This is a genomic window from Rhizobium aouanii, from assembly GCF_037002925.1.
In the GTDB taxonomy this organism is placed as follows: domain Bacteria; phylum Pseudomonadota; class Alphaproteobacteria; order Rhizobiales; family Rhizobiaceae; genus Rhizobium; species Rhizobium aouanii.
Genome location: NZ_JBAMYD010000001.1, coordinates 235725 through 256024 on the forward strand (window position 1 = coordinate 235725; position 20300 = coordinate 256024).

At 60.6% G+C, this 20300-nt stretch carries 25 protein-coding genes; 12 read left to right on the forward strand and 13 right to left on the reverse strand.

Annotated elements, in window-relative coordinates; translation table 11 throughout:
- Positions 1-4: 4 nt before the first annotated feature.
- Complete coding sequence (locus V8P77_RS01130) at positions 5-1054, reverse strand: hemin-degrading factor (protein WP_335910283.1); 1050 nt, start codon at positions 1052-1054, stop codon at positions 5-7.
- Positions 1055-1062: 8 nt separating this feature from the next.
- Positions 1063-1245: a hemin uptake protein HemP gene (gene hemP / locus V8P77_RS01135; RefSeq protein ID WP_011653154.1), complete on the reverse strand. Its 183-nt coding sequence runs from the start codon at positions 1243-1245 to the stop codon at positions 1063-1065.
- A 175-nt stretch (positions 1246-1420) separates the two neighbouring features.
- Here hemP and V8P77_RS01140 point away from each other — a divergent pair, with 175 nt between their 5' ends.
- The 5 genes from V8P77_RS01140 to hmuQ all read left to right on the forward strand — a co-directional run bounded on the left by V8P77_RS01140 (position 1421) and on the right by hmuQ (position 4362).
- Positions 1421-1843: a hypothetical protein gene (locus V8P77_RS01140; RefSeq protein WP_168273102.1), complete on the forward strand. Its 423-nt coding sequence runs from the start codon at positions 1421-1423 to the stop codon at positions 1841-1843.
- A 54-nt stretch (positions 1844-1897) separates the two neighbouring features.
- Positions 1898-3253, forward strand: a complete 1356-nt coding sequence (locus tag V8P77_RS01145) for a TonB family protein (RefSeq protein ID WP_335910284.1) — start codon at positions 1898-1900, stop codon at positions 3251-3253.
- A gap of 108 nt (positions 3254-3361) precedes the next feature.
- Complete coding sequence (locus V8P77_RS01150) at positions 3362-3769, forward strand: DUF2325 domain-containing protein (RefSeq protein WP_168343803.1); 408 nt, start codon at positions 3362-3364, stop codon at positions 3767-3769.
- The gene (locus V8P77_RS01155) at positions 3766-4038 is read left to right on the forward strand and encodes a hypothetical protein (RefSeq protein ID WP_335910285.1); all 273 of its coding nucleotides are present in this window, start codon (positions 3766-3768) and stop codon (positions 4036-4038) included. The genes V8P77_RS01150 and V8P77_RS01155 overlap by 4 nt, the downstream gene beginning before the upstream one ends.
- A 9-nt stretch (positions 4039-4047) precedes the next feature.
- On the forward strand, positions 4048-4362 hold the full coding sequence (hmuQ, locus tag V8P77_RS01160; protein ID WP_335910286.1) for a heme-degrading protein HmuQ: 315 nt from the start codon (positions 4048-4050) through the stop codon (positions 4360-4362).
- A 243-nt stretch (positions 4363-4605) separates the two neighbouring features.
- Here hmuQ and V8P77_RS01165 read toward each other — a convergent pair whose 3' ends face one another.
- Entirely contained in the window at positions 4606-4977 is a 372-nt protein-coding gene (locus tag V8P77_RS01165; protein WP_221981380.1) for a DUF423 domain-containing protein, read from the reverse strand.
- The gene (locus tag V8P77_RS01170; RefSeq protein ID WP_335910287.1) at positions 4974-5384 is read right to left on the reverse strand and encodes a group II truncated hemoglobin; all 411 of its coding nucleotides are present in this window, start codon (positions 5382-5384) and stop codon (positions 4974-4976) included. Before V8P77_RS01170 ends, V8P77_RS01165 begins: the two co-directional genes overlap by 4 nt.
- Positions 5385-5552: 168 nt before the next feature.
- Between V8P77_RS01170 and V8P77_RS01175 the strand changes: the two genes are divergently transcribed.
- The 4 genes from V8P77_RS01175 to V8P77_RS01190 all read left to right on the forward strand — a co-directional run bounded on the left by V8P77_RS01175 (position 5553) and on the right by V8P77_RS01190 (position 8506).
- Complete coding sequence (locus V8P77_RS01175) at positions 5553-6116, forward strand: TetR/AcrR family transcriptional regulator (protein ID WP_003542198.1); 564 nt, start codon at positions 5553-5555, stop codon at positions 6114-6116.
- A gap of 18 nt (positions 6117-6134) precedes the next feature.
- The gene (locus tag V8P77_RS01180; RefSeq protein ID WP_335910288.1) at positions 6135-6476 is read left to right on the forward strand and encodes an SMR family transporter; all 342 of its coding nucleotides are present in this window, start codon (positions 6135-6137) and stop codon (positions 6474-6476) included.
- 191 nt (positions 6477-6667) lie between these two features.
- The gene (locus V8P77_RS01185; protein WP_335910289.1) at positions 6668-7453 is read left to right on the forward strand and encodes a ThuA domain-containing protein; all 786 of its coding nucleotides are present in this window, start codon (positions 6668-6670) and stop codon (positions 7451-7453) included.
- A 9-nt stretch (positions 7454-7462) separates the two neighbouring features.
- Positions 7463-8506 (forward strand): Gfo/Idh/MocA family protein, encoded by a 1044-nt coding sequence (locus V8P77_RS01190; RefSeq protein WP_335910290.1) that lies wholly within the window; start codon positions 7463-7465, stop codon positions 8504-8506.
- Positions 8507-8663: 157 nt separating this feature from the next.
- Here V8P77_RS01190 and V8P77_RS01195 read toward each other — a convergent pair whose 3' ends face one another.
- The 6 genes from V8P77_RS01195 to V8P77_RS01220 all read right to left on the reverse strand — a co-directional run bounded on the left by V8P77_RS01195 (position 8664) and on the right by V8P77_RS01220 (position 14890).
- Positions 8664-9059 (reverse strand): DUF1236 domain-containing protein, encoded by a 396-nt coding sequence (locus tag V8P77_RS01195; RefSeq protein ID WP_131710281.1) that lies wholly within the window; start codon positions 9057-9059, stop codon positions 8664-8666.
- A gap of 130 nt (positions 9060-9189) precedes the next feature.
- The gene (locus V8P77_RS01200; protein ID WP_168305460.1) at positions 9190-10299 is read right to left on the reverse strand and encodes an ABC transporter permease; all 1110 of its coding nucleotides are present in this window, start codon (positions 10297-10299) and stop codon (positions 9190-9192) included.
- 1 nt (position 10300) lies between these two features.
- Positions 10301-11428 (reverse strand): ABC transporter permease, encoded by a 1128-nt coding sequence (locus V8P77_RS01205; protein WP_027663907.1) that lies wholly within the window; start codon positions 11426-11428, stop codon positions 10301-10303.
- Positions 11425-13182 (reverse strand): ATP-binding cassette domain-containing protein, encoded by a 1758-nt coding sequence (locus tag V8P77_RS01210; protein ID WP_335910291.1) that lies wholly within the window; start codon positions 13180-13182, stop codon positions 11425-11427. The genes V8P77_RS01205 and V8P77_RS01210 overlap by 4 nt, the downstream gene beginning before the upstream one ends.
- Complete coding sequence (gene hlyD / locus V8P77_RS01215; protein ID WP_335910292.1) at positions 13179-14192, reverse strand: secretion protein HlyD; 1014 nt, start codon at positions 14190-14192, stop codon at positions 13179-13181. The genes V8P77_RS01210 and hlyD overlap by 4 nt, the downstream gene beginning before the upstream one ends.
- Entirely contained in the window at positions 14189-14890 is a 702-nt protein-coding gene (locus tag V8P77_RS01220) for a CerR family C-terminal domain-containing protein (protein ID WP_335910293.1), read from the reverse strand. The genes hlyD and V8P77_RS01220 overlap by 4 nt, the downstream gene beginning before the upstream one ends.
- Before the next feature lie 444 nt (positions 14891-15334).
- On the opposite strand from V8P77_RS01220, the gene V8P77_RS01225 reads away from it, so the two are divergent.
- A complete protein-coding gene (locus tag V8P77_RS01225) occupies positions 15335-15487 on the forward strand; it encodes a hypothetical protein (RefSeq protein WP_009988813.1) in 153 nt (50 codons plus the stop codon).
- Between the two features lie 252 nt (positions 15488-15739).
- On the forward strand, positions 15740-16054 hold the full coding sequence (locus V8P77_RS01230) for a hypothetical protein (protein ID WP_335910294.1): 315 nt from the start codon (positions 15740-15742) through the stop codon (positions 16052-16054).
- Between the two features lie 21 nt (positions 16055-16075).
- Here the strand turns inward: V8P77_RS01230 and V8P77_RS01235 are convergent, their stop codons facing one another.
- Positions 16076-17092, reverse strand: a complete 1017-nt coding sequence (locus tag V8P77_RS01235; RefSeq protein ID WP_335910295.1) for an NAD-dependent epimerase/dehydratase family protein — start codon at positions 17090-17092, stop codon at positions 16076-16078.
- Positions 17093-17374: 282 nt separating this feature from the next.
- Here V8P77_RS01235 and V8P77_RS01240 point away from each other — a divergent pair, with 282 nt between their 5' ends.
- Positions 17375-18331, forward strand: coding sequence for an endonuclease/exonuclease/phosphatase family protein (locus V8P77_RS01240; RefSeq protein ID WP_335910296.1), 957 nt, complete (start codon positions 17375-17377; stop codon positions 18329-18331).
- A gap of 97 nt (positions 18332-18428) precedes the next feature.
- Here V8P77_RS01240 and V8P77_RS01245 read toward each other — a convergent pair whose 3' ends face one another.
- Both V8P77_RS01245 and V8P77_RS01250 read right to left on the reverse strand, forming a co-directional pair.
- Positions 18429-18734 (reverse strand): hypothetical protein, encoded by a 306-nt coding sequence (locus V8P77_RS01245; protein ID WP_026188498.1) that lies wholly within the window; start codon positions 18732-18734, stop codon positions 18429-18431.
- 119 nt (positions 18735-18853) lie between these two features.
- Positions 18854-20281, reverse strand: coding sequence for a mannose-1-phosphate guanylyltransferase/mannose-6-phosphate isomerase (locus tag V8P77_RS01250; protein WP_335910297.1), 1428 nt, complete (start codon positions 20279-20281; stop codon positions 18854-18856).
- Positions 20282-20300 lie beyond the last annotated feature (19 nt).

Consider the following 20300-nt stretch of genomic DNA (forward strand, 5'->3'; position numbering starts at 1 on the left):
ATCCTTATGCGGCCACGCTTGCTGCCCGCGGCAGGTTTTCCATGATCTCGCGCCACTCGGCGCGTTCGTCGGAACCTTCCTTCCGCTTGCCGAAGAACTGGATGATCATCTCGCCTTCGGCATTGTAAGCCTCCAGTGAGGTGACGTGGCCGTCCGTGGTCGGCTTGCGTACGGCCCAGGTCTCGGCGATGTGATCCTGGCGCAGATGCAGGTGAAAGGTCGGATCCATGATATTGATCCACGGACCCATCGGCTGCACGTTGAAGATCGGGCCGGAATGGATCTGGACGATGCCGTTATTGGCGACGAAGCACATGATCGGCAGGCCGGATTTCACCGAGGCATGCATCATCTCTGCCGTCGCGCTATTGTCGAGCTTCCAGGCATAGTCGTCGCCGACGGTGCGCACGGCCGCCCGGCGGCCGATCTTCAGGCGCTTCAGCATGCCGAAGAACTCATGCGTATCGGTGAGCTTGCTCCAGTTGTCGCGCAGCTCGTCGCGGTTGACGTCGGCGGTTTCATCGACGGCATTTAGGGTCTCAGCTTCGACAAATTCCTGCGACTGGTCTTCCAGCTTCAACTCGGCGACGATCGCGTGATAGGCCCCGACATTCGAGCCCGGGCGCAGGTGCACCTTATGCACGGCGTTGCCGGCTTTATCGAAATATTGCAGGCTGAGGCGCTCCTGGTCGCCATCCTTCTTGGAGACGGCGAAACCATGCGCCCAGCGGCTCGGGAAGATGCGCAGATCGATATTCTCGCCGAGAACGATCGCGGCCTGCGCACCGCTCTTGATGTTTTCGAAGACACCGATCTTCTCGTGAACGGCACTTTCGTTGCGCGACAGCGCCATCACTTCGCCGAGGCCGGCCACGCGCTCGAGAAGCTTCAGCGCACTGCCATCGATGCGGGTCACGCTGATGCCTGTTTCGGCGGCGACGAGGGCTGCTTCGGAAATCTTCAGCTGGGCGGCGATATCGCGCTCGCGCATTTTCGGATTCTCGGCGCGAAACGCACGGATTTCGGCTGGCGCCGGTCTTGTCTGTTCGGTCATGTCCTACCCTACTTATTGAGAATGAGCTTGCCCTGACGGGTGATCTTCAGGCGATAGACCAAGCCGTCATGTCTTATCATGATCTCGTTCGTGCCGCGGAAAAGATCCGCGCTTTCGACGATCCGGTGCTGCGCCGCAGGCTCGCTCTGCAGCGGCACATGCTTAAAACTATCTGGCTTTTCAACCATCATTTGGTTGGCAATTCCGTGAGGCCGGTGATCAGGGTCCCCGGTTGTGATGACAATTATCTTGACTTTATTACTCACAGTTTTTTAAAGACGCAATAGGAGACTAATGCAGTCAAGTTTTTGAGATTGCTGATATGAGGCCGCCTGGCGGCGGTTCGCGACAATAGCGGAGAAGATGATGACGGTTAGGTTTGCGGCTGTTGCAGCCGGCATGGTGATGGCAGTTTCAGGCATATGCCAGGCGCAGGATGCGGCAACCGCCAAGCTGGATGTCGAACTCAATGCTCTGGCGCCATCGCAAAAGGGCTGCATGATGACTTTCGTCGCCGAGAACAATCTCCAGACCCCGATCAACAAGATCTCCTTCGAGCTTGCCTTTTTCAACGACAAGAATGCCGTCGACCGCATCACCGTGCTCGACTTCCGCGATCTGCCGCAGGGCAAGAAGCGCGTGCGCCAGTTCGATATGCCGAATGTGAAGTGCGAGACGGTCACCCGCATCATCATCAATGACACGCCGGTCTGCGACGGTCCGGCGGCCGGCGAATGCATGAAGGGTCTCGTCACCCGCTCGCAGATTTCGGTTCCCTTTGAGGGCTAAGAACACGCCGGGAATGAACCCCGGCGGGCATGTCCAGACTGTCCGAGGCATAAGATGGCAATTTCAGCGAAGACCAGATCGAGACAGGTGCTCATCGGGGAGCCGGACGCTGACGGCAGTCTGAACGACAACCACATGCATCCCGGCCACGAGCTTTCCGATCTGCGTAATGTGCAGCGGCAGCCGGCCGGCGAGGCGGTAGTCCACTATGCGCGTTTCGCGCAGATACCCCCCTTTCCCGATCATCCGGAAGCCGAGCCGACAGCCTCTGTTCCTGCGCCGCCGATGGATGCGGCGGTGGAAAAGCAGGGGGACGAGAAGAAGCCGGTGCGGCGACGGGTGGCGCTGACCTGCATCTGCTCCCTGATCTTCCATGCGACATTGGCCGCCGTGCTGATCGTTGCCTTTCCCGAGGCGCCGGAGGAGGCGGTCGAAGAAGCCGGTCAGGCGATGAGCGTCGTCATGTACGGTGATTTCGATGTCGATCAGACGGCAGCCGGTGAGACCGAAACGACCGTGCAGCAGGAAATTATTCCGGAGCCTGTGCAGCCTGAGACGATCCAGCCGACGGAAACGGCCGAATTGCAGCCGGAAGCCGTGCAGCCGACCGAAGTCGCCCCTGTCGAGACGCAGGATCCCATTCAGCAGGCTCCTGCGCCGGGAGTGACGCGTGTTTCGCCGGAAACGGCTGCGGCTGTCGAACCTGAGATCCTGGTGTCCGAAGTGCCGGCGGAGGAGTCCGTCGCGCAGCCGATGTCGACGGTCGTTCCCGAACAGCAGCAGGTGCCGGTCGATACGGTTTCGCCTGGGGTGCAGCCGACTGCGGTCCAACCGACCGAAGTGCAGCCCGCGGAAACCCAGCCGGAAGTCGCGGAGACCCCGCAAGAGGTGAAGCCTGTCGAAACCGCCGAAGTCCAGCCGGAGCCGGTACAGCCTGAGGAAGTTGTCACGCCGACACCGAAGCCCAAGGTGACGACGCAGGAGAAGCCGAAACCGGTCGAGAAGAAGCGGCCGCCGCAAAAGGCAGCGGGCAGGAATGGCGAGCAGCAACAGAATTCGAAGCGCGGCATTACCGAAGGCGATCCGTCAGCCCAGTCAGACCGTAATTCGCAAGCCGCCAGCAATAATAACGGGGTAGGCACAGCTGCCCGCGCCAACTATGGCGGAAAGGTTCGTGCACGCATCCGGCGCGCCCTTCGCGAGCCGAAGAATGTTAGTGGGACGGCCGGAGTGAGGCTGACCATCGCTGGAAGCGGTAATCTTGTCTCTGCTGTCATCTCCAGAAGCTCGGGCGTTCCGAAGATCGATCAGGCGGCTGCCGACGCTGTGCGGCGTGCATCACCCTTCAGTCCGCCTCCAGGCGGAATCTCGATGAGTTTCACGCAGGTCTTCGAGATCGGGAGGAAATAAATATGACAAAAGCAATCAACTTTATACTTTACTCTAAAAATCAAGTTTAATAAGGTCCACCCGCACACGCAGGAATCGTGTGACGATCAACGAGCGAACGGGTGGCATATGGCTCGCAAGGGCAAGAAGGGTTCGAACCGGGAGGTCCGCGACAGCGCGGGCGAGGACGCTGGTCAGGCATCCTCCGGGCGATCCAAACTGGATGGCCGCAGTTTCCTCTATGTCGGTGGCCGCGACTGCCAGGTGGCGCATCTTCGCCAAATCGCCAGCAATTTCGGCGCTGAGCTCATCCACCATGATGGCGGTCTGCGCGAAGCGGTTTCTCGCATCGATACTCTGCTTCCCTCGGTCGACTGCGTCTTCTGCCCGATTGACTGTATCAGCCACGATGCCTGCCTGCGTGTGAAGACCGGCTGCAAGAAGTTCAGCAAGACCTTCATCCCGCTTCGCAACGGCAGCAAGTCCAGCCTGGAGCGTGCGCTGCAGACGATGAACGAACGAGACAATTCCCGATGAACGACCAGCGCCCCGACGGCTTCACCATGATCGGCCTGCATAAGCTCGCCGCGCAGACAGGCGAGGGCCTCGTGCCCGAACTTTACGAACTTTTCCAGCAGCATGCTGAACGCCAGCAGATCTACCAGACTGTGACGCTGTTCCCGACCTGGGAAGCGCGCATGCCCGGGGAAGCGACAACAAGACCGCTTGGCCCAGCAGCGGCAAACGGCGATAATGTTCTCGCCTTTCCCTTGCGTTCTGCAAGGGCGGGCAAGAGGAAGGCGTAGGGAGATCCCATGTATATCGCAATGAACCGCTTCAAGGTTGCAACCGGGAGCGAAGGCGATTTCGAGACGGTCTGGCGCAATCGCGATTCCAGCCTGCCCGAGGTGCCCGGTTTCATCGAATTCCGCCTGCTGCGCGGCAAGGCCAACGAAGAGGAGGGCTATACGCTCTATTCCTCGCACACGGTCTGGAAAAGCGAAGCGGATTTTCAGAACTGGACGAAGTCCGAGAGCTTTCGCACGGCGCACCGCAATGCCGGCGATCACAAGGCGATCTACAAGGGGCCGCCGGTCTTCGAGGGTTTCAACGTGGTCGAGGGCATTTAATTGTAATTGATGCGGCGTGACTTAGCTCTTGGTTGAAATTTTGACTTTGTATTCGCCTTGGCCCCACGCACACCCTCATTCCTGTGCCCGTCACAGGAATCCAGCCACGGCGCGTCCGCGCCGTGAGTGAACCAATGCCGAGGGGAAAAGTCTTTTGCGCCCAAGGACTTGGGCGCACTGGATTCCTGTGACAGGCACAGGAATGAGGGAGGAGAGGGCTTGAGCGGTCAGTAAAAAGCTCTCTCAAGGCCTGACGCGCAGAACCGCGCCTGCCGCAACGGCCAGCCAGCCAAGCATCATCGCCCAGCCTCCGGTCGGCGCGGCGTAGGGGAAGAGGCCGGAGCCGGAGAAGCGCAGGGTGACGAGATCGCCCGCAAACAGCAGCGTTCCGACAATCATCAGCAAACCGGCCAGCCAGGCGGTTCTGAGCCTGACGTTGCCGAGAGCCAATGCCAGCAGCGCAGGGGCGTGGGCAAGGCACATGGCAGATGCGGATGCCGCAAGATTGGCCTCGCCGCCGCCATGGGCAGCAAGGGCGGCAAGCGCCACGCCGGCTACGCCAAACAGGCCGGCGAAGAGATAAAGCACCGGCTCCAGACGCGCGTTCAAGCTCATGATTGTTCCTTGTTGTCGGTGGCCTTGTTCTGCAGGTGATAGGCGAGCCGTTCCACCGGCGCCCATATGAGATCGCGCAGCGCCTGGCTTGATATCGTCTCGTCAAGCGCGCGGCGGAAGCAGAGCAGCCATTCGTCGCGCTCGACAGGGCCGATCTCGGCGACGAAATGGCGGCTGCGCAGACGCGGATGGCCGCGCTTGTCGGTATAGAGCGGCGGGCCGCCGAGATAGCCGGTCATATATTCGTAGAATTTTTCTTCGCTGCCCGTAAGGCTCGGCGGGTGCACGGCGCGCACGTTTCTCGCCTCCGGCAAGCTGTCCATCAGTTCGTAAAAACGGTGCGTCAGCGCCCGCACGACAGGATCGCCGCCGATCGCCTGATATAAGGCGGTGATCTTCTCCGTCACGAAACCATCCCCATTGCCTCAACCATTCCCCGGCCTCTTCATGCACCGGGCGGAAAATGATCGCAACTGTCATCAAGGTGCCGCGGCATTTCGCGCATAATGCCGGGGCGGCAGGATGGCGATCGATTCTCCTTGACAATACCGTCCGGACGGTATCTTTTAATCTGCATGTCGAACGCTCATCATCGCAAGAAGCAGCCCGTGCTCGTGCGCCAGCAATTGCTGGAGGTTGCCGCGCGCCTTGCTGCCAGCGACGGGATGGCCGCCGTCACGCTCGATGCGGTTTCCGCCGCGTCCAGCGTCAGCAAGGGCGGGCTGCTGCATCACTTCCCGACGAAGAATGCCCTGCTCGATGCGCTGTTCGAGAGCCTGCTCGAAAAGTTCGACGCCGATATAGAGGAGCTGATGCGCGGCGATCCGCTGCCGCAGGGCCGCTTCACCCGCGCCTATCTCAGGGCGGTATCCGGTCTCAAGGAACGTCCCGACGATTCCAGGAGTTGGACGCAGGTGACGATCGCGCTCCTTGCCGAACCCCGGCTGCGTCTTCGCTGGCGCCAGTGGGTGCAGGCGCGGGCCGAGGAATATATCGGCACCGATTCCTCCCTCGACGCACAAGTCGTGCGTTTCGCCGCCGACGGACTTTGGTTCGCAGATACGTTGGAAAGCCATGATATCAACGGCGTTCTGAGGCGGGATCTCATCGATCGCCTAGTCGAACTGACCGGCAGGTAATTCGAAAAGGAATCCGCCATGAGCCAGGCCGCCGTCTACGGGCTGCTGTTTGCAGCCATTGTGCTCGAGGTCATCGGCACGACCGCGCTGCAACTGTCGCAGCAGTTCACCCGCATCGGGCCGACGGCACTCGTCGTCGCCTGTTATGCGGCCGCCTTCTATTGCCTGTCGTTGACGCTGAAAAGCATCCCCGTCGGTATCGCCTATGCGATTTGGAGCGCTTTGGGAATCGTGCTGATTTCCTCGATCGGCTTGGTGTTCTTCAAGCAGCGCCTCGACCTGCCGGCAATCGTCGGGCTCGGGCTGATCATAACAGGCGTTTTGATCGTCAATCTATTTTCTAAATCGGTTTCGCATTGATATTGCTGTAATATTGCCAGGCGGGTTTTCCGTCTTCGGCCGGTAAATTTTCCCCTTTGTCAAAATACTGACAAAGGTCTATGTGTTCCTTGGACGTGGTGGAGACGAGGCGCAGCCAGCGACGTTTTCCAAAGCGCTTTGAATCCCGCCTTCCCGCCTATCGATATTTCCATGTTCTACAGGAGCACATCATGGCCATTCGCACCGTCGTCTGGGGAGAGAATATCCACGAGAATACCAATGATATCGTCCGGGGGATCTATCCCGAGGGCATGCACACGACGATCGCCAATGCGCTGAACACCGATCCAAGTATATCGGCCACGACAGCGACGCTGCAGGAGCCGGAACACGGCCTCAGCGAAGCCCGCCTTACTGAGACCGACGTCTTGACCTGGTGGGGCCACAAGGATCACGGCGCGGTCTCCGACGTCGTTGTCGAGCGTGTCGCCAAGCGCGTCTGGGAAGGCATGGGCCTGCTGGTGCTGCATTCCGGCCATTTCTCCAAGATCTTCAAGCGGCTGATGGGCACACCCTGCGCGCTGAAATGGCGCGAGGCGGGCGAACGCGAGCGTTTGTGGACGATCAACCAGCGCCATCCGATCGCCGCCGGCATCGGCGAGCATTTCGAACTCGAGAACGAGGAAATGTACGGCGAGCAGTTTTCGGTACCGGAACCGCTTGAAACGGTATTCATCTCCTGGTTCCAGGGCGGCGAAGTGTTCCGCTCGGGCCTGACCTGGCGCCGCGGCGCCGGCAACATCTTCTATTTCCGCCCGGGCCACGAGACCTATCCGACCTATCACGACGTCAATGTCCAGAAGGTGCTGATCAACGGCGTGAAGTGGGCCTATAACCCTGAGGGGGCGTTGACTGGTATAGCCGACGCTCCAAATGTGCCGGTAGAAAAGGCATTGGAGCCGATCGTCGAACGCGGCCCGAGACTGCACCAGGCCGGCGAAGCCGGTTACCGCTGAGGAGCATCCATGCGACTACTCGTTCTTGGCACGGGGGTGATGGCGAAAAACCAGCTCGCCCGCTTTCCGCTTATCGACGGCGTGACGGTGGTCGGCGCCGTCGACACCGATCCCGAGCGGCTTTCGGCTTTTGCCGACAAATTCAACATCGAAAAGCGGTTTCTTTCGCTGGAGGAGGCGATTGCCTGGGGTGAATTCGATGCGGCGACAAATGTCACGCCCGACCGCATCCATCACCCGACGACGATGGCGCTGATTGCTGCGGGCAAGCATGTGTTCTGCGAAAAGCCGCTGGCGGAGAACTATGCGAAGGCGCTGGAGATGACGGAGGCGGCCGAAAAGGCCGGCGTCATCAACATGGTCAACCTCACCTATCGCAACGTCGCGCCGCTGCAGCGCGCCCGTGAGATGGTGCTCGCCGGCGAGCTCGGCACGATCAGACATGTGGAAGCCTCCTATCTCCAGAGCTGGCTGGTGTCGCGTGCCTGGGGCGACTGGCGCACGGAATCGACCTGGCTGTGGCGGCTTTCCACCGGCCACGGTTCGAACGGCGTGCTCGGCGACGTCGGCATCCATATTCTCGATTTCGCCGCCTATGGCGCGGCGACCGACATCGACCACGTTTTTGCGCGGCTGAAGACCTTCAACAAGGCGCCGGGCGGCCAGATCGGCGAATATCTGCTCGATGCCAATGACAGCTTCACGATGTCTGTCGATTTCGCCAATGGCGCGCTCGGCGTCATCCATGCCAGTCGCTGGGCGACAGGCCATCTGAACGAGTTGAAGCTGCGCATTTATGGCGAGAGAGGCAGCCTGGAGGTGATCCATCGTCCCAGTGGTTCCGAGCTGCATGGTTGCCTCGGCGAGGATGTCGAGAGCGCCACCTGGACGAAGATCGAGGTTGAACCGGTGGCGACCAACTACCAGCGTTTTGCCGAGGCCGTGGCAAGCGGCATCCAGCCGGACCCGAACTTCCGCCACGCCGCCAACCTGCAGAAGGTGCTCGACCTTGCAATGGTGACCGAACGCGAGCGCCGCGAGCTGAAGGTCTGATCCTGCTTCAGAGGCGCTGCCGCAGGGGTTTACGCTGCCGCGTCATCTTCTCCGCCTATTTGCGCTGATCGGCACCTGGCGCAGGCGCACGAAAGACGGCCCCGCCGAAGCGGGGCCGGAAGTTGCCGAGCCGCAACAAGCGGCTTCGGTTGCCTGATTATTCGATGACCTGCACCACGCGGTGGGTGCGGGGTTCGACAATCACGCGTTGATTGTTGATCACCGTATAGGCATATTTCGGATTGTCAGGCACCGGCGTCACGACGACATCCGCCGGAAGCGGCTTGCCGACGACGATCGGTTCCTGGACGACCACGGAGGCGGTCGGGGCCGGCTGCTGCTGGACGTAGGTGACGACCTCGCGCGGCGGCGGATCGATCACTGCGCCGGCGACACCGCCGGCCACGCCGCCAACGGCGGCACCCACAGGACCGCCGACGATTGCGCCGGTGATGGCGCCGCCGGCTGCACCGGTGACGGCTCCGTCAGCGAGCGCATTGGTGGCGAGCGACGACAGCGCAAGGGCGCTGGAGACAAGTAGGATCTTGTACATTTTGCTTCTCCTTTGCTGGGGTTGCGCTTGGGTAACGACCGCGTCAATCCGAGGTTCCGGCCGCAGAGAGTCACGCTTTGGAAGGCCGGTTCACATTCTGTGAGGCGGCTGAAGCCTGAGTCCGGAGGCATTATTCCAGCCGCCGGCGGAAGAGCCAGGCTGCGGCGCTGAGGGTGACGGTAGCAATCAGCGCCAGCGGGATCGTCTGGTTCACCACCTCGCTCAGCGGGATATCCTTGAGGAAAACGCCTTTGACGATCACCAGGAAATAGCGCAGCGGATTGATCAGGGTTACCGGCTGCAGCCAGCCCGGCATGTTCTCGATCGGTGTCGCAAAGCCGGAGAGCAGCATGGCCGGGACCATGAACAGGAAGGCGCCGAGGATCGCCTGCTGCTGTGTCATCGACAGCGCCGAGATGAACAGGCCGAGGCCGGCGACCGAACCGAGATAGAAAATTGCGCTGCCGTATAGCAGGAAGAGCGAGCCGCGCAGCGGCACGTCGAAGAGGAAGACGGCGGCCAGGATATAGACGGTGATGTGGAAGAGGCCGATCATCATCGGCGGGATCAGTTTGCCGATCAGGATCTCGTGAATGCGCAGCGGCGAGACCATCAGCTGGTCGAAGGTGCCGAGTTCGCGCTCGCGGGCGATCGACAGCGCCGTGACGATCAGGCCGATCAGCAGCGCGATGCTGGCGATCAGGTTCGGCACCATGAACCATTGATAGGTGAGGTTCGGGTTGAACCAGTTGCGCGGCACTGTCGAGACGATGTCGGCGCCGGCACGTTTGCCGGCCGGCGTCTCGGCGGCGAGGGCGGCGCCGATCTGCGAGAGATAGCCCGCGACGATCTGCGAGGCGTTGGAACGGCGGCCGTCAAGCACCACCTGCAGATCGGCCGGCGCTCCCGCCTCAATATTGCGGGAAAAGTCCGGGCCGATCTCAACGGCGGCAATGGCCGTCTGGTTGTCGATCGCCACCCGGACTTCCGCCTGGCTTCCTGCAATCTCGATTTTCCGGAAGGTCGGCGAGCCATCGATGCGCTCGATCAGTTCCTGGCCCCAGTGGCCGCTGTCGCGGTTGAGGATCATCACGTCGACATTGCGGACTTCGAGCGTCGCCGCATAGGAGAAGACGAGAAGCTGGACGATCGGCGGGCCGATCAGGATGGCGCGGCCCTTGGGATCACGCAGCACGGCGAGCAGTTCCTTGACGATCAGGGCGTAGAGCCTTGTCCACATCTCAACCGATCCTCTTTCTGGTGCTGCGCGCCGCAAGCACGAACATGATGGCGCCGATCGTCAGCATCACGCCGATCGCCTGCAGAAACATCGGCCAGATATCGCCGGCCAGGAACACCGTCTGCAGGCTGGGGATCAGATAGCGCGCCGGCACGATGAAGGTGATCCACTGGATCACGGTCGGCATGGAATTGATCTCAAAGAGGAAGCCAGACAACAGGAAAGCAGGGAGGAAGGCCGAGATCAGCGCCAGCTGCGAGGCGAGGAACTGGTTCTTCGTTGCCGTCGAGATCAACAGGCCCTGGCCAAGCGCCGGGATCAGGAAAGCGGCCGACAGCGCGTAAAGAGCCGCGACCGAGCCGCGGAACGGCACGCCGAAGAGAAAGACCGCAAGCAGCACGCAGAGCGTCATCGAGGTGAGGCCGAGCAGGAAATAGGGCAGGATCTTGCCGGCGAGCAGTTCGACCGCCGTTACCGGCGTCGCCATCATCGCCTCCATCGTGCCTCGCTCCCATTCGCGGGCGACGACGAGCGAGGTCAGAAGCGTGCCGACCAGCGTCATGACGATGGCGATCGAGCCGGGCACGAGGAAATTGCGGCTGGTCAGTTCGGGATTGAACCAGAAGCGCTGCTCGACCGAAATGGCGGGACTGTGGGAGGCGACATCCGCCTGCCTCTGCCGCTCCCAGTTGGCGACAGTACCTTGGGCATAGTTCTGCACGAAATTCGCCGTGTTCGGTTCGGAGCCATCGACGATCACCTGGATATCGGGACGGTTGCCGGCGGTATAGCGCGTGGTGAAATCGGCGGGAATGACGACGATGCCGCGCAGCTTGCCGAGCACGAGGTCTTCCTCGAACAGACGCCGATCGCGGCTGATGGCCACATCGAAATAGCGCGATGCCTGGAAACTGGCCGACAGATCCTGCGTCAGAGGCGTCATCTCCTCGGTCACGAGGCCGATGCGGGTGCGGGTGGTATCGAGCGAGACGCCGTAGCCGAAAAGAAAAAGCAGAATGAGCGGCAGCACGAAGGCGATGAGGATGCTGCTCGGATCGCGGATCGCCTGAAAGCTTTCCTTGCGCACGAGGGCCAAGAGACGTCGCATCCGGCCGGAGGAGGTGCTCATGCTGCATCCTCCTTCTCGGATTGCTGCACCAGGGCGATGAAGGCATCCTCCATTGTCGGGTCGGGCAGCTCCTTGGTCGCGACGCGGGCCTTCAATTCATCGGGCGACCCGAGCGCGATCGAGCGGCCGCGATAGATCAGCGAGATACGATCGCAATATTCGGCTTCGTCCATGAAATGGGTCGTGACGAGCACGGTGACGCCCTTTTCGACCAGGGCGTTAATATGCGTCCAGAATTCGCGCCGGGTGATCGGATCGACGCCGGATGTCGGTTCGTCGAGGAAGAGGGCGCGCGGCTCGTGCATGACGGCGCAGGCGAGCGCCAGACGCTGCTTCAGGCCAAGCGGCAGGTCCTTGGCCGGCTGACTGATATGGCGGCCGAAATCGAAGATGCTGGCCATCAGCGCGATGCGCTCGTGCCGGTGTCTTCCGCGAAGACCATAGACGCCGGAGAAGAATTCGAGGTTCTGCATGACGGTCAGATCGCCGTAGAGCGAGAATTTCTGCGCCATATAGCCAAGCTGGTTGCGGGCCTCGGCGGCATCGCGGCGAAGGTCGAAACCGGCAACGCGGCCTTCGCCGCCGGTTGGCTTCAGCAGGCCGCAGAGCATCTTGAAGGTGGTGGATTTGCCGGCGCCGTTCGGGCCGAGCAGTCCAAAGATTTCGCCGCGGCGGATATCGAAGCTGATATTGTCGGCAGCAGTGAAATCGCCGAAGCGCTTGGTTAGCCCCTTGGCCTCGATCACCGGCCGGTCGTCCTCGCCTTTCGTTGGTTCTTGCGCCTCGGCCAGCCTCGAACGGCCGCCAGGACCACCACCCAGCATGTCGATAAAGGCATCCTCGAAGCGTGGCGGGGCAGGGGTGAGTGTTGCGCCATCGCCGGCCGAGCCGATATTCGGTTTCTTGTCCCTGGCGGCGACGAGGCGGATCGCTTCGCCCTGGATCACGCCGTCGATGACGCCATCGGCCTGCAGAAGCCCGGCAAGCACCTGCCGGCGGCGCCCTGTCATGCCCGAGACGCGGAAAACCCGGTCACTGACGCGGCCGGTCATGTCATCAGGTTTTCCCGAAAAGAGCAGCTTTCCCTGGTTCAAGAGCAGCACATGGTCGCAGGCTTCAGCCTCGTCGAGATAGGCGGTCGACCAAAGGACACCGATGCCTTCCTTCGTCAGGTTCTCGACCATCTTCCAGAGATCGCGGCGCGAGATCGGATCGACGCCGACGCCCGGCTCGTCGAGCAGCAGCAGGCGCGGCTTCTTCAGAAGCGCGCAGGCAAGGCCAAGTTTTTGCTTCATGCCGCCGGAGAGCTTTCCGGCGAGCCGGCCGGTGAAACGCTTGAGATCGGTGAAGGTCAGCAGCTCGTCGAAGGCGCTTGCGCGTTCGCTTTTCGGCAGGCCGCGCAGATCGGCATAGAGATCGAGGTTTTCCTGCACCGAAAGGTCCTCATAGAGGCCGAAGCGCTGCGGCATGTAGCCGATCGCCGCCTGGATGCCGGCGGGGTTCTTGCGCGTGTCGAAGCCGAGAACCTCCATCGTTCCCGTGTCGGGCAGCATCAGGCCGGTCATCAGGCGGATCAGCGTCGTCTTGCCGGCGCCGTCAGGGCCGACGAGGCCGGTGATTGCGCCGCCGCCGATCATGCCGGAGACGGCGTCAAGGGCGGCTGGCGCATCGCCAAAGCGCTTGGTGACGCCGTCGATCCGGACGAGCGGCTTGTCGCCCGAACCTGTCTGGGGGCCGGTCTCGGCGGCGGTCATTGTCCGCCCGCCGTCGGCGTGGGAAAACGCACGGTAACCGGCATGCCCTGGCGCAGATCCGGGCCGGGCTTGTCGATGACGATCCTGAGGCGATAGACGAGGTCTGTTCTCAGCTCCGGCGTTTCCACCGATTTCGGGGTGAATTCGGCAACCGGCGAGATGAAGCCGATCGTGCCTTCATAGGGTTTGTCGGGTGCCGTATCGGAGGTGACCGCAACCTTCATGCCGGGATGGATGCGGCCGAGATGGGGTTCGGCGACATAGGTGCGCACCCAGACGGGTTCTGTCAGCGACAGCACGAAGACGGTGTCTGCCGGCGAAACGATCGCGCCATTCTCTCTGACGCGGGAGAGGATGACGCCGTCGTTCGGCGCGCGCAGTTCGGTATCATCAAGCGAGGTGCGGGCGGAGGCAAGCGTTGCCTGCGCCGCCTTCAACTGGGCGTCGGCGGCGGCGATATCCTCAACACGGGAGCCTTCCAGCAGCAGTTTCAATGCCTCGTTGGCGGAGTCGGAGCGTGCGGCGGCCATGGCCCTTGCAGCGGTCGCCTGATCAAGGCTTGCCTCGGAGATCGTGCCCTGCGGGCGCAACTGGCGGGCGCGGTCATAGGCGAGGTTGGCATTGCGGAGATCGGCGATACTTTCGTCATAGGCGGCGCGCGCCTGGGCAATCTCTGTCGGCCGCGGACCGGCCTTCAGCTTGTCGAGCGTTGCCTGGAGGGCTGCGACATTGGCTTCGCCCGAGCGGACCGCGAATTCATAGGGTGCTGCATCGAGCTTTGCCAGAACCGTTCCCGTTTTGACGACATCGCCTTCGTCGGCATGGAGTTCGGCGAGACGGCCGCTGACACGGAAACCGAGCGAGACCTGGCGGATATCGACATTGCCGTAAAGGACGAACTCGCGGCGGGCCTCAGGCAACCAGCCGAGCTTTTGGGGCAAGGCGTACCACCAGGCGGCGGCACCCGCCGCAACGAGAAGAAGGATGGCGATGGGAAGGATGCGTTTCATGCCGCGCCTCCATTCAGCGGTCCGATAGTATCGACCAGCTCGGCGGCAAGGCGGCGCACGGTTTCCACCTGTTCCGGGCCGACGCCGTCCCACTCCATCTGGGCGAGCACGGCTGCATGGGCGACGCGAAAGACGAGGATGCTGCCGAGAAGGGTGAAGGTGCGCAGGCGCACATGTTCCGAGGCGGGATCCTCATGAAGGATGGCGCCGATCAGCCGCCGGCTCATCTCGATCATCGGCCGCATGAGGCCCTGATAGACCCGTGCGAAGGCTTCTGTCGGCTCCATCTGCTCGCGGATCAGGAAGCGCGCCCAGGATTCGGACTCCTTGCTGACGAACAGCGTCACCATGGTCTGCAAAATCTCGGTCAGGAAACGGCGAGCCTCCGCTTCAGCAAGCGGTTTGCCTCCAGCGTCGAGCGCCAGCAGATGCGCGCCGACGCGCGCCCTCATGTCACCGACATGCGTATTGATCCGCATCATCAGATATTCGGCGGTGGCGATGTAGAGTCCTTCCTTGCTGCCGAAATAATAGGGGATTGCCTGCAGGTTGACGCCGGCCGTGTCCGTGAGCTGGCGCGTCGAAGCACCGTCGAAGCCATAACGGCCGAAGACGTCGAGGGCGGCGGATAGCATCTTCTGACGCGCGATCTCGGCACGGGCGGAGGCCGGTGACTGGTTGTCGTGTTCTTGGGTCATGACAGTTTTATAACGCCGATAGACAAATAAGTCAATCGAATGATATATTCTGAAAGCGATGTTATCGGCCGATGCCTTTGCTGAGGCAAAGGCAAGAACGTGGCATCGCTCATGGCTGGACGCGTGATCTGATTAGGGATGAGATATGCCGTTCAACGGTCCAGCGTCAATTCGGATCAGGGCGATCTCAGCTGTTCTGGAAAACGTTCGGAAACAAGGCAAAGAGACCCGTGGGGACGGGTCTCTCAGGGTTCTCGGGGTGGGAAGAGGAACCAAGCCTCGGGGTCGGCTGCTAACAGGTAGCGATACAATATCGCTAATTTTCACGACACTAATATGTCTGGTGCCGACCGGCTGCGAAACAAAAAGCCCGCCACTTTTTCGTGATCCCTGTGACCATGTTTTGACACAAAACTGCCTTGCTCGTTCCGTATCGCCGGTTCGATGCGTATTCAGATTTATATTATCGCGCTGCTGCTTAGCGCCATCATGTGGTCGATCTCGTTCGATGCGGCGCGGGAATCCTATCATGCCGCGCAAAGCGCGGGACTGATGCCGAACCTGCACATCAATAAGAAGCTGGATCGCATTCTGTAGTCTGCGATGCAGCGTCCGGTCATGGCCGATGTTGCATTCTCGGCCGCAGGCGGTACCTATTTGCTTGTGCCTCCCGAGCCCTTCCGGACAGAAAATCAAATTTCGTAAAATTTGACCGATCCGCTTAAAAGCCCTGAAAATCCTGATGTGTAGAGTGGTCTCATGAAAGCGACCGAAGCGTGGACAGACGCATCGATCGTTTGGAGCCCGGGCGAACCGAAAGCCCGCCGATCCACAAACGGGGATTTCGACATGCACAAAACTCTTGCCGCCATTGCCTTGAGCCTGACCATCACTGCGGCTGCCGGGCCGGCATTCGCCATTGGCCCAGCCAGCCTTGCCCGCGACCTGATGTACACTTCCGCCATCGGCCATTCGCCCGAGGTTCCGTTGACGACACGCGCCGGCTTCGTGCGTCCAGGCGTTCCGTTCGTCCTGCGCAGCCCGGCTGCAATCGAAGGTGAGGGCTACCGGCTCAAGACCTATTCGCAGCGCCTGACCGTTGTCGTTGGTTACGTATTTTCGACGGCCGTCGAGGCCGTGCAGGCCGTTACGCTTCTCCGCTGATATCTCGCCAGATTTCCTGTTCTAGGCGTCGAGTTGACTGCGCACGTCGATGTACCAGTCGATGAAGGCCTTGACCCCGACTTCCAAGGTCGTATCCGGCTTGTAGCCCGTCAGAGCGACAAGCAGATCGGGGGCTGCGAAGGTGCGCGGCACGTCACCCTTCTGCATCGCCAGCATCTTGCGGATGGCAGGACGGCCGAGCGCCTTTTCCACGGTTTCGACGAAATCCATCAGGCTGACCGGCTGGCCGCCGCCAATATTGACGACGCGAAAGGGCGCCTGGTGCGAAAGCGTTTCGACAGCCGTGTTTTCGAGGCGATTTTCCTCGGACGGGACGACCGCCGATAGCCTGGCGATCGCCTCGATGAGATCGTCTATATAGGTGAAGTCACGGCTCATATTGCCTTCGCCGTAGATCTCGATCGGCTGGCCTTCAAGCATGTTCTTGGTAAATTTGAACAGCGCCATGTCGGGCCGGCCCCACGGGCCATAAACGGTGAAAAAACGAAAGGCCGTGGTCGGAATCTTGTGAAGATGGGCATAACTGTGCGCCATCAGTTCCATCGATTTCTTCGTCGCCGCATAGATGGTCAGCGGCTCGTCGGCGCGATCGGTCTCGCGAAAGGGGACGGTTGCATTGGCGCCATAGATCGATGATGTCGAGGCCAGCATCAGATGGCGGATTTCGACGCGCCGCGCGATTTCCATGATATTCCACGAGCCTTCGACGTTCGAACGAAGATAGGCCTCGGGATTTTCCAGGCTGTAGCGTACGCCGGCCTGTGCGGCGAGGTGAATCAGGATGTCGGGCTTGGCTGCCAGAACGGCCGCTTCCAGCGCTGGCCGGTCCTCGAGCATTGATATAACGGGTTTGAAGGCCGGAAACTGGGAGAGTGCCGCATGGCGCATCTCCTTGAGCTTGACGTTGTAATAGGAAGTCAGGCCGTCGAAGCCTGTGACGTCATGCCCCTCTTGCAGCAGGCGCCTGGCCAGATGAAAACCGATAAAGCCGGCAGTCCCTGTAATGAAGTAGCGCATTCCCACCTTTTCTCGACTTCCTGCCGACGGCAAAGAGCCGATTCCGTATCAAGTGACCCCACTTACAAGATAAAAAGAGACCGAGTCGATAGGTCTTTGAACGAGAAGGCCACAGCACCGTCTCTACCGCGGCGGGACTGTCCGCTGTTGCCTTGCCGGATGAGGGCGGGACCATCGATATCGTCTGTCGGTCGGCCGCAACTCCTAGCCGTTATGCTGCATTGCAACATGGTGGCTTTGCATGTTATGGCCGGCCGGTCGTCTGCAAGCAGGTCAGGGTCGATGAGAGATATAATTTATTGGATTCTCTGCGCGTTTCTGACCGTTGCCATCGCGATCGTGTCGTTACGCTATGTCACGAACTTCTGGCTCCTGTCCTTCGTCTACAGTTTTCAACTTCACCTCGGCGTTGTGTTCGTCGCTGCCAGTCTCGTCGTTCTGGCTATCAAAAGGCAGATTTACGGCTTTATCCTTCTGCTTGCCTCGCTTCTTCTCATCGCTCACAGCGTCATCATGCTGCGCGAGTTCTCGCAGGGCGACAGAGGCACCGACAGGCCGCCGCTTTTTCGTCTGATATCGTTCAACATCGCGATCGACAACTGGAAAAACTCGACTGAAATCACCGACATGGTGATCGCGTCGAATGCCGACGTCGTCAATCTGCTCGAAGCCAAGCCGCTGACATTTCACCTGCAGCAATTGTTCAAGGCCTATCCCTACCATATCGGCTGCGATACCGGGAAGGATACATGCGATACGCTGGTGCTGTCCAAACGCCCGTTCGTCAGCCGGCAGGTCGCAAGTATGGGCAGCCTGCGAAAAGACAGGCTTTTTATAGCAAGCGTCGACTTCGGCGGCGAGACCATCAATCTGGTTTCGGCGCACCTGACCAAACCATATTTCGACGATTTCCAGATGGCTGAATTGGAAGATCTCGGCAAAGCGCTTGGCGCGATCGACGGCCCGCTGGTGCTGTCAGGCGATTTCAACTCCTCGGCGATTGCCCCGAGCATCCAAGCTTTCTTGCGCGAGCAGAAGCTGAAAACGATCACGCCAGAACCGGCAACATGGCCGATCGGCGCCGGCGCGCTCGGGATCGCCATCGACCACATATTTGCGCGCGCGCCGCTTCATCTGACATCGCTGAAACGTCTCGATGACAACCTCGGCTCGAACCATTCGGGTCTGATCGCCGACTTCGTTCTCGACAAGGATGGCGAAGCGTCACCGGCAAAATGATTTTGCCCGGGCAAAGACAAGCTTGCCTGGGCAAAGACAAGCTTGCCTGGGCAAAGACAAGCTTGCCCGGGCAAGACTAGCTTGCCGGAGGCATAAATCAGAATCTGGTTCGGCCGCCTTTTTTGTCGATCATCTGAAAGGTCTTGCCGTCGGTCTTCACGTTGACGCAATCGGTCTTCTTGCTGGGGAACAGGACGCACACCTGGCCATTGGTTATCTTGTAGCCATTCTTATTGCCGTCGCGATATTCGTAGCCGTTCTTGCCTTCTTTCAGTTCGGACGTACCGGGCAGGTGCTGGCGAATTTCCGATTCGCTTGCGGTTCGCATGCTTGCCGTTTCGGCAAACGCCATTCCCGGCACCATAATTGCAAGAAATCCGGCGAGGACGGGCAAGGTACGCATCAGGGGGATATCTCCGGTCATGTCTGTCGGTACATCCATTCTACGAGAACCCCAAGAGGAAATTCAACAGCGAGGATGGTTGCGCTGGAAAAGGCCCGACCGTCGCTCCGGCTGCGATTTTACGTTCTTCCAAACTCATCGACGATACGGATGATGTCGTCCTCTCCGAGATAGGAGCCCGTTTGAACCTCGATCAGCTCGAGAAGAATCTTGCCGGGGTTGGCGAGGCGGTGGACTTCGCCCAGCGGAATGTAGACGCTTTCGTTCTCGCGCAGCATACGCACGTTCTCGCCGACCGTCACCTCAGCCGTTCCCTTGACGACAATCCAGTGTTCGGAGCGATGGTGGTGTTTTTGTAGCGAAAGCTTCTTGCCCGGCGTGACGAAGATGCGCTTCACCTGGAAGCGATCGCCGTTGAAGATGGAGGTATAGCCGCCCCACGGGCGATAGGATGTCGGATGGGTTTCGGCGAATTTCGCAGTAGTGGAAGACGAGGCCAGCATTTTGACCAATTGTCCAACATTCTGGCTGTCTTTGAGCGGCCCGACATAGACGGCGTCCTCGCTGGCGATGACGGCGACATCCTCCATGCCCTGGACGGCAAGATGCACGCCATGGGTCATGACGAGCGAGTTGCGGGTATTGACGACGGTGGTGTTTGCAGCGGCGACATTGCCGTTGTCGTCGCGTGCGCCTGATTTCCAGACGGCATCCCAGCTTCCCATGTCCGACCATTTGAACGGCGAGGGGACGACGGCGGCCTTGGAGGTCTTTTCCATGATCGCGTAGTCGATTGATATATCGGGGCTCTTGGCGAAATGGTCGGCGTCGAGGCGGGTGAAATCGAGGTCGCGGCTTGCCTTCGAAACGGCCTTGCTGGCCGCCTTCAGCACATCGGGTGCATATTCCTGCAGTTCGGCGATGAGTTCCGTCACCGGGAACATGAAGATGCCCGAGTTCCAATAGAAGCCGCCGTCGGCGAGCATCTGCTCGGCTTTCTCGAGTGCCGGCTTTTCGATAAAGCGCTTGACCTTGTGCGCACCGTTTTTGAGCGCGTCGCCGATCTCGATATAGCCGTAGCCTGTCGCCGGCTCCGTCGGGTTGATGCCGAAAGTGACGAGGCTGCCTTCGGCAGCGGCATCGCGGGCGATGCGGATGCAATCGAAATAGCTATCATCGGCAAGGATCTCGTGATCCGAAGCGAGCATCTGGATGATGGTGCCCTTGCCGAACAGCTCGCCAGCGAGCGTTGCAGCGGCGGCCACTGCCGCGGCAGTGTTGCGGGCGACCGGTTCAAGCAGCACCGCAGCGAGAGGGACGGCGAGCGCGCGGGCCTGCTCGGCGACCAGGAAGCGGAATTCCTCATTGGTGACGACGATCGGGGCTTCATAGAGCTCCGGATTGGAAACGCGTTCAAGGGTTTCCTGAAACAGCGTCTTGTCGCCGACGAACTGGATGAATTGTTTCGGTGCGGTGGCACGGGAAAGCGGCCAGAGCCGCGTGCCTTTGCCGCCGGCCATGATCACGGGAACGATTTTCTGCGTCATAGGCGGGTTCCTTGAAAAA